The following is a 14,304-nucleotide window of genomic DNA, read 5'->3' on the forward strand; positions in this document are numbered from 1 at the left end:
CCGCCCAACGCCGGCCCGGCGACGGGCGCGGGCAACGCGGCGGCGGGCGCCAGCGGCGGCACGGCCGCCACGCCGGGCAGTCACGCCACCGCTCCCCCAAGCGGCAACACCCCGGGCGGCAGTCCAGCCGCCACGCCCGGCACGTCCACGCCACCCAGCGGCCAGCGTCCTGGCCGCTGACATCCGGCCGGCGCCAGGCGCCGGCTAGCGCTTGCGATCGCCCAGGGTCGCCATCACACGCGCGGCGTTTTCCGCGCAATCGACGCCGGCCGGCTTCGCACCGATCAGATCCACCAGGGACAGCAGTTCGGCCTTGCTGCGTGCCAGGCGCTGCTCAAGTGCCTCAATGTCGGCGATTTTCTTGCGCAGCGCCCCCAGCAGCTCATCGTGCTTCCAGGATGCGGCACCGTCCGGCAACAATTGCCGGATCTCGTCCAGCGAAAAGCCGGCATGCTGGGCGTCGCTGATGATGCGCAGCACCGTCACGGCATCGGCCGGATAGTCGCGATAGCCGTTCGCCTGGCGGCTGCCCAGCTTGAGTAGCCCTTTTGCTTCATAGAAGCGGATGGTTGATGCCGCCAGGCCGCTTTGCCTGGCCAGTTCCCCGATTTTCATGACGCCCACCTGATCGTTCCCGGCTCCACTATAAGCTTAAAGTTCAATTGAAGGTCAAGCGTAAAAACAGGGCTTGACCTTCAAGCGAGGTTCAAGCTTAAGGTGGCGCCATTGCAACCCAAGGAGCCGCCAGATGGACGCTTTCACTTCGCTGACCCTGCCCAACGGAGTCACCCTGCCCAACCGCATTGCCAAAGCCGCCATGGAGGAAAACATGGCCGACGCCGACCACGCGCCGTCGCAGCGCCTGCTGCGCCTGTACCGCGCCTGGGCCGAAGGCGGCGCCGGCCTGCTGATCACCGGCAATGTCATGGTCGACCGGCGCGCCATGACCGGCCCCGGCGGCGTGGTGCTGGAATCGGCGCAACACGGCGCCCGATTCGAGCAATGGGCGGCTACGGCGCGCGCGCAAGGCGCCCACATCTGGATGCAGATCAACCACCCGGGCCGCCAGATGCCGGCCGCGCTGGGACAGCCCACCATCGCCCCGTCCGCCGTCGCCCTCGAACTGGGCAGCTTCAGCAAACAGTTTGCCGCCCCGCGCGCCATGCGCGAGGACGAGATCGCCGAGGTGCGCGAGCGCTTTATCGCCAGCGCGCGCCTGGCTGAGCGATTCGGCTTCCATGGCGTGCAGATCCATGCGGCGCATGGTTACCTGCTGAGCCAGTTCCTGTCGCCGCTGGCCAACCAGCGCACCGACCGCTGGGGCGGCTCGCTGGAGAACCGCGCCCGTCTGCTGCTGGACATCGTACAGGGCGTGCGCGCCGCCGTCGGCCCGCGCTTTGCCGTCGCCGTCAAGCTCAATTCGGCCGACTTCCAGCGCGGCGGCTTCAGCAGCGACGACGCACGCCAGGTGGTGTCCATGCTCAATCCGCTCGGGGTGGACCTGCTCGAACTGTCGGGCGGCAGTTACGAAGCGCCGGCCATGCAGGGCCAGGCGCGCGACGGCCGCACCCTGGCGCGCGAAGCCTATTTCCTGGAGTTCGCGCAGGAGATGCGCGCCGTGGCGCGCATGCCGCTGATGGTGACCGGCGGCATTCGCCGCCTGGCGGTGCTCGAGCAGGTCCTGGCCAGCGGCATCGACATGGCGGGCATTGGCACCGCACTGGCACTTGAACCGCAGCTGCCGCAGGCATGGCGTGCCGGCCTGGATGCGGCGCCGCAGCTGCGCACGATCCGCTGGAACAACAAGGTACTGGCCTCGCTCGCCTACATGGCCATGGTCAAGCACCAGCTAAGCCGCCTCAGCCAGGGCAAGCGCAGCAACCCCGGGGTGCTGCCCGTCGTCGCCTTGCTGCAGCAGCAATGGCACACCGCATTGCGCAATGCCCAATACCGCAAATGGATGACCGTATGAAACTCGCACAACTGGCCACCGGCCTGGCACTGGCCGCCTGCAGCACACCGCTCTGGGCGGCCGACACCATCATCGACATCGCCGGCCACCCGGTCCCGGTCACGGCCAGCGGCCTGTACGACCGCTACCGCTCCAATCCGCCGCTGGCGGTGATCGCGGCGGAGGCGCCCGGCATCGACCTCAGCTGGTTCAAAACGCTGCCCAAGGCACGCGCCGGGGGCATGGGCTTCGCCTCCTATTCACCCAACTTCTACTACAAGAACAGCCGCATCACCGCCGTCTTCACCGCCGACCTGGCGCGCCTGCGCGAGCTGATGCCGGAGGCCGTACGCAACGTGGTGCAGCCGCTGCAGGTGTGGCCGGGGCGCGGCCTGGTCGCCCTCACCGCCTATGCCTATGAGTACTGCGACAACGACAGCTACAACGAGTTCGCGCTCTCCATCATCACCAGCAAGCCGGGCGCCAGCAACCTGGGGCCGTTGACCCTGGCCGGGCAATCCATGTCCAAGCAGTTCTGGGGCTATGTGCTGAAGCTGCCGGTCAATACCGAGCTGGCGCGCGTGCGCGGCGTGGTCGGCTACAACCTGCCCAAGTGGCTGACCAGCATCGAGCGCAGCGAGACGGCGCAGGCGGTCACCTATCGCATTGGCGGCGAGCTCACCATCGAAGCGAAGAAACTGCCCGGCCTGTCGTCCGAAGTGGAGCTGGTCACCAACAGTTTCACCAACCTCGACCGGCAAGGCCGCCTGACCACCGGCTACGCCATCTCGCGCCAGCTCCGCCACGCCAACAGCAGCGCGGCGGACGCCGTCAAACTGGGTCTGGGCGACGGCAACCTGTCGGCGTACATCAAATCGCTCAAGCTGGGTCGCTTGCTGCGCTATGAGTATGTGCCGGAGTTCCAGGCCGCACTGTATGCACCAACCCTGCTGCCATAAATGCCGCCCGGCCCAGGCCCCGCGCGCTATTTGGCGATGAGGAGCAGCACGCCCCGTCCGCACAGGCCGTACACGGTGTTTTCACCGCCGAGCGCGTCTTCCGCACCGGGCGCGCGCACCTGGCCGGCGCCTTCGGCCCAGCCGCAGGTGTCGGTCACGCGGTACCAGCTCTTGCCGTTGCCCGGCCACGGCAGGGTAAAGTTCACGCTGGCGCTCCAGCCGTTGTAGGCGACATAGATGGCCGATGCGCTGTCGCCAAACTCGCTGCCGTCGATACGCCAGGCCAGCGCGTGGTTGGCGCTGTTGTTGAAATAGCCCGCATCGGCCACCGTGCCATCGGGCTTGAACCAGCGCAGTTGCTCCATCACGTTGCCGTTGCCATCGCTGGCCGCGTAGAAATTCGCCGGCCGCAGCGCCGGGTGGGCTTTGCGAAAGGCCAGCAAGCCTTTGGTGAAGGCCTGGAAGTTGGCCTGGTCGGTGCTCCAGCTCCAGTTCTGCCAATTGGCGCTGGAATCGAGGTTGTACGGGTTGTTGTTGCAGTTGATGCTGCGCAGCGCCTCATCGCCGCCTACCAGCATCGGCACGCCGGCCGACAACAGCATCAGCGCCATGCCGTTGCGCGCCGCCTTGCGCTGCTCGCCTGCCACGCCGCCCTGGTCCCAGCTGTTGTTATTGTCTTCGCCGCCATCGCTCGGGCCATAGGGCCAGGCCTGGCTGTTGTTCTTGCTGTTGCAGCTGTACAGGTCCTTGAGGGTGAAGCCGTCATGCGCGGTGATGAAGTTGATCGAGTGCCACGGCTTGCGGCCGTCGTCGCCGTACAGGTCGCTGGAGCCGGCGAAACGGGTCGCCAGCGTGCCCGGCGTCACCGCCGCCACGCCCATCTTGTTCTGGTCCTGGCGGATGGCGTCGCGGTAGATGCCGTTCCATTCGGCCCAGCCGCTGGGGAAGCCGCCCACCTGGTAGGAATTGCCGCCGATGGCCCACGGTTCGGCTATGTGGTCGACCCCGCTGCCGCCGGTGGCGGGGCGCGGCGGCAGCTCGGCCACGATGCGGTTGAGCGCATTGCCGCTGTCCATCTTGTCGAAGTTGAAGCAGCCGTGCTGGCAGGTGTTGCCCAACACCGAGGCCAGGTCGTAGCGGAAGCCGTCCACGCCCAGCTGGTCGCGCCAGTAGGCCAGGGAATCGACGATCAGGTTCTGCGCCACGGTATTGCGCGTGTTGTAGTTGCCGCCGACGCCGGTGTTGTCCCAGGAATTCTGGTAGTCGGCGGTCAGCGAATAGTAGGTCGGGTTGTCCAGGCCGCGCATGCCGTACAGGTTGTAGGTGGCGCTGTCGCCGGCATTCCACTGCCCGCCCTCGCCGGTGTGGTTGTAGACCACGTCGATGTAGACCTTGATGCCGTTGTCGTGGAAGGCCTTGACCATTTCCTTGAACTCGCGCGTCGGGCCGCCCGGACTTTTGTCGTAGCTGTAGCGGCGGTCGGGCGCGAAATAGCCCAGGGTCATGTAGCCCCAGAAGTTGTCGCCCGTGGTGGTGACGGGATCGGCGTCGTTGGTGTCGTTCTGGGTTTCCTGCAGCGGCAGGAATTCGATGGCGGTCACGCCCAGGCTGGCCAGGTACGGCGCCTTCAGGCCCGCCCCTTTATAGGTGCCGCGATAGGCCGCGCTGATGCCGCTATCGTTTTTGGTCAGGCCGCGCACGTGCGCTTCATACACGATATCGTCCTTGAAGGCGCGCGTGGGCTTGCTGCCGACCGACTGGCTGTCGCCTTGCAGCACTATGCCTTTCGGCGCGCTGCTGCCGCTGTCGATATTGCGGTACAGCGGGCCGCTGGCGTAGATGGTGCCGTTGCCCATGCTGGCCGTCACCGGGTCGTGGCTGATTTCCAGGGCATAGGGATCGGTCAGCAGCTTGTTGGGATTGAAGCGGTTGCCGCTGGCGTCGACATCGCTGATGAAGCCGGTGCCGGAGCCCTTGGTCCAGGCCGCGTTGTAGGGCCAGTTCGGGCCCCAGGCACGGTAGCCGTAGTACACGGTGCCGCCGATGCCGTAGCCGGCCAGCTGGGCGCTGCTCACGTTCACGCTCCACACACCGCCGGCGCCGAGCGTCATCGGCAGGCGGGCTTTTTCCTGCTGGCCGGTGGCGGCGCTGTACAGGTAAAGCTCGATGCGCGTGGCGCGTCCGGAATACACCTTGAAATTGATGCTGGACTTGCTGGCGTCATAGGCGGCGCCAAGCTTGCTGGGATTGATGGCGGCATGGACGAGCGGGCTGGCCAGCAAGGCACAGCCCAGCATCGCCACCCCGAGGGCACGGCGAAATTTCATAACGTCTCCTGTTTAATTATGTACTTTTGCTACGAAGTAGCGAGACGATTCTGCGCGCAGCCTGGGGTTTACTCAATCGTGCCGTGCCGTTCGTGATGTAATTTCACTACAGCATCAGGCAAAAAAACCGGCGCCTCCTTGCGGAGGGCGCCGGCTTTCGGTTCAGGCCGGGAGAGGCTTAGAACTTGTAGTTGTAGGCCAGGCCCAGCAGGTGCAGGCGGGTGTTCCAGCTGCCAACGGTGGTTTCGCCGTTGCCGGTGCAGGAGCCAGCCGGGTGCAGTGGGCTGCAGTTGTTTTTGTAGGTGGTCTTGGCTTCGTCGAACTTCAGGAAGCTGTAGGCCAGGTCGATCGAGGAATTGTTCGACAGCTTCCAGTTAGCGCCGAAGGACAGTTGCTTGCGGTCGGAGTCAGGCAGTGCAGCGTGACGCAGGGTCGCGTTTTCCACCGGTGCTTCGTCGATGGCCACGCCAGCGCGCAGCATCCAGTTGCTGTTCAGCTTGTAGTTCATGCCCAGCGATGCGCGCAGGGTGTTTTTCCACTGCTGGCGGATCACTTCGTCGCCTTCGCCGGTGCCGACGAACACGATGTGCAGGTCTTTCATGCGGGAGTGGCGCGACCAGGTCACGTCAGCCATCAGGGCCAGCTGGTCGTCAACCTGGGAGAACATGTTGACCGACAGGGTTTCCGGGGTCTTGATGTCAACCAGGGCGGCGGAGTTGGTCTTGCGCGAGGACGCTTGCAGCACCTTGTTCACCACGGCGTCGGTGGTCACACCGGAGAAGTCCCACACGGCTTTGCCGCGCAGCTTGTGGTGGATCGAGGAGCGGTAGGACACGCCGAAACGGGTGTCTTTGCTCAGGTGGTACATATAGCCCAGGTTGAAGCCGTAGCCCCAATCCTTGCCGTCCATCTCAGCGTGGCCGTCCTTGATGGACGCCAGGGCCGCTGGGTTGCCGCCGGCAGCGACGATATGCTTCAGCAGTTCAGCACGGCGTGCCTGCGCTTCCGGGGTTGGCGAGCTCAGTGCCAGCACGGAACCAGGCACGTCCACGCCCTGGCCCAGGTAGGCTTTCATGAACTCGGCGTCCAGGCCGAAACCGAAGGAGTGCTGCTCGTTCAGCTTGAAGCCAACGGATGGGTTGATGGTGACCGACTTCAGGTCGATGTTGGTCAGCGCGTAGCGGCCGGTCCAGCCGTAGTCATACGACAGCTTGGCGCCGTACGGCACGAAGGTGCCCAGGCCGACGGTCCACTGGTCGTTCAGCTTCTTCGACAGATAGAAGGAAGGCGCGGCCACTGCGGTCGGCGCGTAGTCGTCCAGGCTGGAAACGCCGCCGGTCGGGGTGCCGGTGAAACGCTTGGAGCCGGTGTCCTTGTATTCGGAGTGTGGTACCACGGCAGTGATGCCGCCCACGAACTGGGTGCCATCCAGGCGGGTCAGGCCGGCCGGGTTGGCGAAAATGGTCGACGCATCGGCAGCTTCCGCACCGTTGGCGTCAGCCGTGCCTTGACCGGACACGGACTGGGAACCGAAGCGGTAACCGGATGCATTTGCGGAGAACGACGCGGCGGACAGGGCGGCCGCGACCAGCAGGGTGAGGTATTTTGGGTTCAAGGTAAGTCTCGGCTGTTAGTTATTGATATAGGTTTAACCTTGCGCTGGGGGAAAGGCGCAAGGGCACCGAAGTTTACACTAAAAAGCGCACGGGAGTGCTTTTAAATTGTGAATTGTGTAACAAAAAAGGGCCCGAAGGCCCTTTTTTATCTGGATTTTCTGCCGATTAACTGGATTTGCGACGGCGCGCCACAGCCAGGCCCGCCAGGCCCAGGCCCAGCAGGCCCAGGCTGGCTGGTTCCGGCACATCGGCCGGAGCCACCGCATCCTGCACCAGGATCAGGCGGTCCCAATCGGTGGAGAAGTTCAGCCAGGTCACATTGCCGGCGCGCCAGCCACCGTTCACAAAGTTGACGTCGCCATTGACGTGCCAGCTCAGGCGGTCGTTCTCCGGATTGTCGCTCCAGCCACCGCCACCGGTGTCAGCCGATTCCTGGACGATCTGGTCGCCCAGGCCGGCGAAGCCGATGGACGAGGAGTTGTAATACCATTCGGCGCCATTGGCCGCGTGGGTCTGGTTATGGCCGGTCAGGGTGAACACTTGCTCCTTGCTTGCATAGCTCAGCAGCTTGAAGGTGGTCGCACCGTCTTCGAGCGCGGCAAACATCACGTTCCTGCCGGCCGCAATGCCGCTGATTACATTCGCCAGGTTGAAGCGGGCGGCATAGTCACCGCGGTAGACGATGGACCAGCCGCCGTTCAGCACAGCGTCATAGCTGACATCGTTTTGCACGCCAACAGCGGTGTAGGCCGGACCGGCGTGGGCGACGCCGAGGGTGGCCAGGGACAGTACGGCGGCCAGCAAGGTTTTTTTCATTCGATATCTCCTGTTGATTGATATCAATGTGCAAGCAATAGATGTGCCATCCTTACAAATCAACACCTTAGCTGCAAAGCAATACCTGTTTGTAAAGTTTATCGACAATTTCCACTGGCAATCATGCGTTGCGCACCAACCGCCGCCCAGCCAGCAGCCGGTACACGATCCGATGCGCCAGGCGGAACAGCAGACGCAGCATCAGCAGCGCCAGGATGGCCTCGCCCACGGTCAGCAGGAAGGCGGCCGCCGCGCCCCAGCGCGCATCGCGCCGCAGGAACTTGGCCACCATGCCTTCGCGCGCCTGCTCGATGCTGTCGTAGAAGGTCGGCACCACCAGCAGGGTCAGCAAGGTGGAGGTGATGGTGCCGCCGATGATGGCCACCGCCATCGGGCGGTAGAACTCGCCGCCATTGCCCATGCCGATCGCCACCGGCATCATGCCGGCGATCAGGGCGAAGGTGGTCATCAGGATCGGGCGCAGGCGCATCTGGCCGGCCTGCATCAGTGCCTCCTGGCGCCCCATCCCCTGCTCTTCCAGCTTGCGCGCCGCATCGAGCAGCAGGATGGCGTTCTTGGCCACCAGGCCCATCAGCATGATGACGCCGATCAGGCTCATCAGGTTGAGGGTGCCGCCGGTGACGATCAGGCCAACCACCACGCCGATCAGCGACAGCGGCAGTGACAGCATGACCGCGCCCGGCGCCGTGAACGAGCCGAACTGCATCACCAGCACCAGGTACATCAGGCCGATACCGGACAGCAGGCCGATGCCCATGGACGTGAAGATTTCGTTCTGCTCGCGGCTGGCGCCGCCGACGTCCTGGCCAAAGCCTTCCGGATAGGACATGCTGTCAGCGATCTTGCGCGCCTCGGCCGTCACCTCACCGGGGGAGCGCCCTTCCACATTGGCGGTGACGGAAATGGTGCGCATGCCGTTCTTGTGGCGGATGGTGGCCGGGCCCTTGCCCATGGTGATGCTGGCAATCTGCTCCAGCGGCACCATCTGGCTGCTGCCGGCGACACTGATCGGCAGGCGCGCGATGCTGTCCAGGCCGGCGCGGTCGGCCGGATGCAGGCGCACCGCCACATCGCGCGCTTCGCCGGTCGGGTCGACCCAGTCGCCGACCTCGATGCCGGCAAAGGCCACGCGCAGGGCCTGCGCCGCGTCGCCGGCGGCAATGCCCATCGAATTGGCCAGACCGCGCTGCAGCTCGATCTGCAGCTCGTCCTTCGGATCCTGCTCGGACAGGCCGACGTCGACCGCGCCCGGCACCTGGCGCAGCTTGTCCATGAACTCGTTGGTGATTTCCATCAGCTTGCGCGAGTCGGGGCCGACAAAGTCGATCTGCACCGGCTTGCCGCCGCCGCCGCCCAGGTCATCCACCACCGTGTACTCGCCGCCCACCAGGCCAGCCAGCTTCTGGCGCAGCTCGGAGGCGATCGCCACCGCATCGCGCTCGCGTTCATTGCGCTTGCCGATATTGACCCAGATATTGCCGCCGGCCAGGTTGATATACGCTTCGGTCGATTTCACTTCCTTGATGCCGTGCGCGATGGCCGCCACCTTGTCCATCTTGGTGGTGGTGTACGCCAGGCTGGACGAGGACGGCGTGCGCACGTCGACGCGGATGGTGCCGCGGTCCTGCTTGGGCACGAAGCTGGTGCCGCCCCATTTGGCCTGCAGCACAATGGCGCCGATGAAGCTGGCCAGCGCGATGGCGCCCATCCAGCGGCGGTGGCGCAGCGCCCAGGCGATCACCTTGCCGTAACGGCTGGCCTGCTGGTCGAACCAGTGGTTGAAGCGGTCCAGCTGCCGGCCGATGCCCTTCTTCGGCGCCGTGTGGTGGTCCGGCGGGTCGCCCCAGTAGGCCGACAGCATCGGATCGAGCGTGAAGGAGATGAACAGCGACACCGCCACCGAGCAGGTCACGGTCAGGGCGAAGGGGCGGAACCATTCGCCGGCCAGGCCCGGCATGAAGGCGACCGGGATGAACACGGCCATGATGGAGAAGGTGGTGGCGGCCACCGCCAGGCCGATTTCGGCCGTGCCTTCCAGCGCCGCCGTGCGGCGGTCGGAACCGTTCTGCATATGGCGCACAATGTTCTCGCGCACCACGATGGCGTCGTCGATCAGCACGCCGATGGCGAGCGACAGGCCGAGCAGGGTCATGAAGTTCAGCGTGAAGCCGCACAGCCAGACCGCGATAAAGGCGGCGATCACCGAGGTCGGCAGCGCCAGCGCCGTGATCAGGGTCGAGCGCCAGGAATTGAGGAAGGCGTACACGACGAAGATGGTCAGCACGGCGCCGAACACCAGCGCCTCGATCACATTGTCCAGCGACTCCTGCGCGTTCTTGCCGTCGTCCTCGGTAATGTCGAGCACGGTGCCGTCGGCGGCCAGTTCCTTGTTGATCTCCGCCGTCAGTGCGCGCACCGCTTTGGCCACCGACACGGCGGACGCATCGCGCGCCCGCACCACATGCAGGGCCACGTTGGGCTTGAGGTTCTGCTTGCTGATATTGTTAATCTCGGCAAAGCCGTCTTCGATCTGCGCCAGCTGCCCCAGGCGGATCACCTCGTTGCCGCGGCGCTTGACCACCACATCCTTGAACTCCTCCGGGCGCTCGATGCGGCCCACCAGGCGGATACCCTTCTCTTCCAGCGCGCCGCGCACCTTGCCCACGGGCGCATTGGTGTTCTGCATCTGCAGCGCATGGGTCACCTCGCCCACCGAGACGTTGTATTCGCGCAGCTTGTCGGCCCGCAGCAGCACCGACAGCTCGCGCCGCAGCGCGCCGTTGACGTTGACCACCGCCACCCCTTCCAGGGCGCGGAAGCGGTCGGCCAGCTTGTCTTCGGCCAGGCGCGAGATGGCCGCATGCGACAGGGTCCGGGACGACAGCGCCAGCTGCATCACCGGCTGCGCCGAGGTGTCGATGCGCTGGATCATCGGCTCCCGCATCTCGGTCGGCAATTTATAACGCACCGAGGCGATGGCGTTGCGCACCTCGTCCGAGGCTTCGATCAGGTTCTTGTCGAAACTGAAGCGGATTTCAAACTGGGCGCCGCTCTCGCCCGACGAGGAAAACAGGTCCTGCACGCCGGCGATCGATTGCAGCGACTTTTCCAGGCGGTTGACCACTTCCCGCTCCACCGTTTCCGGCGAGGCGCCCGGGTAAGGGATGGAAATGAACAGCATTGGCAGTTCCACATCCGGCTCGCGGTTCACGCGCAGCTTGGACAAGGCCAGCAAGCCCACCGCCATCATGGCGATGATCAGCACGATCATCGACACGGGGCGTTTGATACTGAAGTTAGAAAGGAACATTGATTAATTTTTTGTTAATTCAAAGGGTAAGAAAAAAGGGCCCGGGGGCCCTTCTTTCGTCCTGCCGCGGCAGGTTCAGGCCAAGGATCAGGCCACTTTCGGCTGGCGGCGGCCGATCACCAGGCCAACCAGCTTCATCAGCAGGCGGAACACCAGGCGCACGAAGGTCAGGGCCAGGATGGCTTCCACAAAGGTCAGCACAAAGGCCGCCGCCGTGTTCCAGCGCTCCTCGCGGCGCTTGTACTTGGCGAACATGCGGTCGCGGGCGATCTCGATGCTGTCATAGAAGGTCGGCACGACCAGCAGCGTCAGCATGGTGGAGGTGATGGTGCCGCCGATGATCGCGACCGCCATCGGACGGTAGAACTCACCGCCCTCACCCATGCCGATGGCCACCGGCAGCATGCCGGCGATCAGCGCGAAGGTGGTCATCAGGATCGGACGCAGGCGCATGCGGCCGGCATGCATCAGCGCTTCCTCGCGGCCGTAGCCCTCCTCCTCGCGCTTGCGCGCCGCATCGAGCAGCAGGATGGCGTTCTTGGCCACCAGGCCCATCAGCATAATGACGCCGATGAAGGACATCAGGTTCAGCGTGCCCTTGGTCAGGATCAGGCCCAGCACCACGCCGATCAGGGACAGCGGCAGCGACAGCATGACCGCGCCCGGCGCCGTGAAGGAGCCGAACTGCATCACCAGCACCAGGTACATCAGGCCGATGCCCGACACCAGGGCGATGCCCATGGCGCCGAACACTTCGTTCTGGTCCTTGCCGGAACCGCCCACGTCCATGCCGAAGCCTGGCGGGTAATCCATCTCGGCGGCCAGCTTCTTGGCCTCGGCGATCACTTCACCGGTGGAACGGCCTTCCACGTTGGCTGCCACGGATACCATGCGCTTGCCGTTCTTGTGGCGGATGGTGGCCGGGCCCTTGCCCATGGTGATCTTGGCGATCTGGTCCAGCGGTACCATCTGGTTGGTGCCGGTGACGGCGATCGGCAGGCGCTCGATGTTTTCTGGGCTGACGCGGTCGTCCGGATGCAGGCGTACCGCCACGTCGCGGGTTTCACCGGTCGGGTCGACCCAGTCGCCCACTTCGATACCGGCAAAGGCCACGCGCAGCGACTGCGCCGCATCGCCGGCGGAAATGCCCATCGAGTTGGCCAGGCCGCGGTTCAGTTCAATCTGCAGCTCGTCCTTCGGGTCCTGCTCGGACAGGCCGACATCGACCGCGCCCTTGACCTGGCGCAGCTTCTCCATGAACTGGCCGGTGATTTCCATCAGCTTGCGCGAATCCGGGCCGACGAAGTCGATCTGCACCGGCTTGCGGGCGCCGTTGTTGATATCGTCCAGCACCACGAACTCGCCGCCCACCAGGCCGGCCAGCTTCTGGCGCAGTTCGACCGCGATCTCGCTGGCGTCGCGCTCACGCTTGGTACGCTTGCCGATATCGACCCAGATACGGCCGCCCGACAGGTTGACGTAGGTGGAGGTGGCCTTGACTTCCTTGATCGTGTGGGCGATCTGCGCGGCCTTGTCCATCTTGGTCTTGGTGTACTCCAGGCTGGACGAGGACGGGGTGCGCACCTCGATCGCGATCGAACCGAAGTCCGACTTCGGCAGGAAGCTGGTGCCGCCCACGGTGAATTGCAGGGCCAGCGCGCCGATGAAGGACGCCACGGCGATCACGGCCATCCAGCGGCGGTGGTGCAGCGCCCAGGCAATCACCTTGCCGTAGCGGTCAGCCTGGTGGTCGAACCAGTGGTTGAACTTGTCGAGCGCCTTGCCGATGCCTTTTTTCGGACGGGTGTGGTGGTCCGGCGGGTCGCCCCAGTAGGCCGACATCATCGGGTCCAGGGTGAAGGAAATGAACAGCGATACGGCCACCGAGCAGGTCACGGTCAGCGCGAACGGACGGAACCACTCGCCCGGCATGCCGCCCATGAAGGCGACCGGGATGAACACGGCCATGATGGAGAAGGTGGTGGCCGCCACGGCCAGGCCGATTTCGGCGGTACCTTCCAGCGCCGCCTTGCGGCGGTCGGAACCCTTCTCCATGTGGCGCACGATGTTTTCACGCACCACGATGGCGTCGTCGATCAGCACGCCGATCGCCAGCGACAGGCCGAGCAGGGTCATGAAGTTCAGCGTGAAGCCGCACAGCCAGACCGCGATGAAGGCCGCGATCACGGAGGTCGGCAGCGACATCGCGGTGATCAGGGTCGAACGCCAGGAATTGAGGAAGGCGTACACCACGAAGATGGTCAGCACGGCGCCGAACACCAGCGCCTCGATCACGTTGTTCAGCGAGCTTTGCGCATCCTCGCCGCCGTCACGGGTGATTTCCAGCGAGTTGCCCAGGCCTTCGGCCTTGAACTCCTCGTTGATTTCATCGGTCAGCTTGCGCACCGCCTTGGCCACCGACACGGTGGACGCATCGCGTGCGCGGATCACGGCCAGGCCGACGTTCGGTTTGCCGGAACGCAGGCTGACGTTGTTGATGTCGGCAAAGCCGTCTTCGATGGTGGCCACCTGGCCCAGGCGGATCAGCTGGTCGCCGTTGCGCTTGACCACCACGTCCTTGAATTCCTCCGGACGCTCGATACGGCCCACCAGGCGGATCGCCTTCTCTTCCAGGTCGCCGCGCACCTTGCCTACCGGGGCGTTGGTGTTCTGCATGCGCAGCGCATTGGCCACCTCCGCCACCGAGACGTTGAACTCGCGCAGCTTCTCGGCGCGCAGCAGCACCGACAGCTCGCGCCGCAGCGCGCCGTTGACGTTGACGATCGCCACGCCGTCCAGCGCGCGGTAGCGGTCGGCCAGCTTGTCTTCCGCCACACGCGACAGCACCGCGTGCGACTGGGTCTTGGACGACAGCGACATTTGCATGATCGGGTCGGCCGAAGTGTCGATACGCTGGATCATCGGCTCGCGCATCTCGGTCGGCAGCTTGTAGCGTACCGCCGCGATGGCGTTGCGCACCTCATCGGATGCTTCGATCAGGTTCTTGTCGAAGTTGAAGCGCATCTCGATGGTGGCGCTGCCCTCGCGCGAGGTCGAGTAGGTGTCGGTCACGCCGGCGATCGACTGCAGCGATTTTTCCAGGCGGTTGATGACTTCGCGCTCGACCGTCTCCGGCGACGCGCCAGGATACGGGATGCTGACGATCAGCAGCGGAATCTCGACGTCCGGATTCTGGTTGACGCGCAGCTTGGACAGGGCCAGCAGGCCCATCGCCATCATCGCCACGATCAGCACGATCATGGCGACGGGGCGCTTGATACTGAAGTTAGACAGGAACATGGTT

8 protein-coding genes and 1 pseudogene are annotated in these 14,304 nt (G+C 64.8%); 3 read left to right on the forward strand and 6 right to left on the reverse strand.

Features of this window, described 5'->3' with window-relative positions:
• Positions 1 to 180, forward strand: a pseudogene (locus tag ACE3TQ_RS22735) (hypothetical protein); the annotation flags it as partial.
• Between the two features lie 24 nt (positions 181 to 204).
• Here the strand turns inward: ACE3TQ_RS22735 and ACE3TQ_RS22740 are convergent.
• A complete protein-coding gene (locus tag ACE3TQ_RS22740) occupies positions 205 to 615 on the reverse strand; it encodes a MerR family transcriptional regulator (RefSeq protein WP_374585290.1) in 411 nt (136 codons plus the stop codon).
• Positions 616 to 748: 133 nt separating this feature from the next.
• Here ACE3TQ_RS22740 and ACE3TQ_RS22745 point away from each other — a divergent pair, with 133 nt between their 5' ends.
• Both ACE3TQ_RS22745 and ACE3TQ_RS22750 read left to right on the forward strand, forming a co-directional pair.
• Positions 749 to 1,972 carry an NADH:flavin oxidoreductase/NADH oxidase family protein gene (locus ACE3TQ_RS22745; protein ID WP_374585292.1) on the forward strand — a complete coding sequence of 408 codons (1,224 nt, stop codon included), beginning with the start codon at positions 749 to 751 and terminating at the stop codon, positions 1,970 to 1,972.
• On the forward strand, positions 1,969 to 2,910 hold the full coding sequence (locus ACE3TQ_RS22750) for an acetoacetate decarboxylase (ADC) (protein ID WP_374585294.1): 942 nt from the start codon (positions 1,969 to 1,971) through the stop codon (positions 2,908 to 2,910). Before ACE3TQ_RS22745 ends, ACE3TQ_RS22750 begins: the two co-directional genes overlap by 4 nt.
• A gap of 26 nt (positions 2,911 to 2,936) precedes the next feature.
• Here ACE3TQ_RS22750 and ACE3TQ_RS22755 read toward each other — a convergent pair whose 3' ends face one another.
• From ACE3TQ_RS22755 to ACE3TQ_RS22775, 5 genes are all read right to left on the reverse strand, one after another.
• Positions 2,937 to 5,237, reverse strand: coding sequence for a glycogen-debranching protein (locus ACE3TQ_RS22755; protein ID WP_374585296.1), 2,301 nt, complete (start codon positions 5,235 to 5,237; stop codon positions 2,937 to 2,939).
• A gap of 178 nt (positions 5,238 to 5,415) precedes the next feature.
• The gene (locus ACE3TQ_RS22760; RefSeq protein ID WP_374585298.1) at positions 5,416 to 6,852 is read right to left on the reverse strand and encodes an OmpP1/FadL family transporter; all 1,437 of its coding nucleotides are present in this window, start codon (positions 6,850 to 6,852) and stop codon (positions 5,416 to 5,418) included.
• Between the two features lie 166 nt (positions 6,853 to 7,018).
• Positions 7,019 to 7,669 carry a PEP-CTERM sorting domain-containing protein gene (locus tag ACE3TQ_RS22765; protein ID WP_374585300.1) on the reverse strand — a complete coding sequence of 217 codons (651 nt, stop codon included), beginning with the start codon at positions 7,667 to 7,669 and terminating at the stop codon, positions 7,019 to 7,021.
• 121 nt (positions 7,670 to 7,790) lie between these two features.
• The gene (locus tag ACE3TQ_RS22770; RefSeq protein ID WP_374585302.1) at positions 7,791 to 11,000 is read right to left on the reverse strand and encodes an efflux RND transporter permease subunit; all 3,210 of its coding nucleotides are present in this window, start codon (positions 10,998 to 11,000) and stop codon (positions 7,791 to 7,793) included.
• A gap of 87 nt (positions 11,001 to 11,087) precedes the next feature.
• Positions 11,088 to 14,300, reverse strand: a complete 3,213-nt coding sequence (locus ACE3TQ_RS22775) for an efflux RND transporter permease subunit (protein WP_374585304.1) — start codon at positions 14,298 to 14,300, stop codon at positions 11,088 to 11,090.
• Between the last annotated feature and the right edge of the window lie 4 nt (positions 14,301 to 14,304).

The organism is Pseudoduganella sp. (assembly GCF_041914865.1).
In the GTDB taxonomy this organism is placed as follows: domain Bacteria; phylum Pseudomonadota; class Gammaproteobacteria; order Burkholderiales; family Burkholderiaceae_D; genus Rugamonas.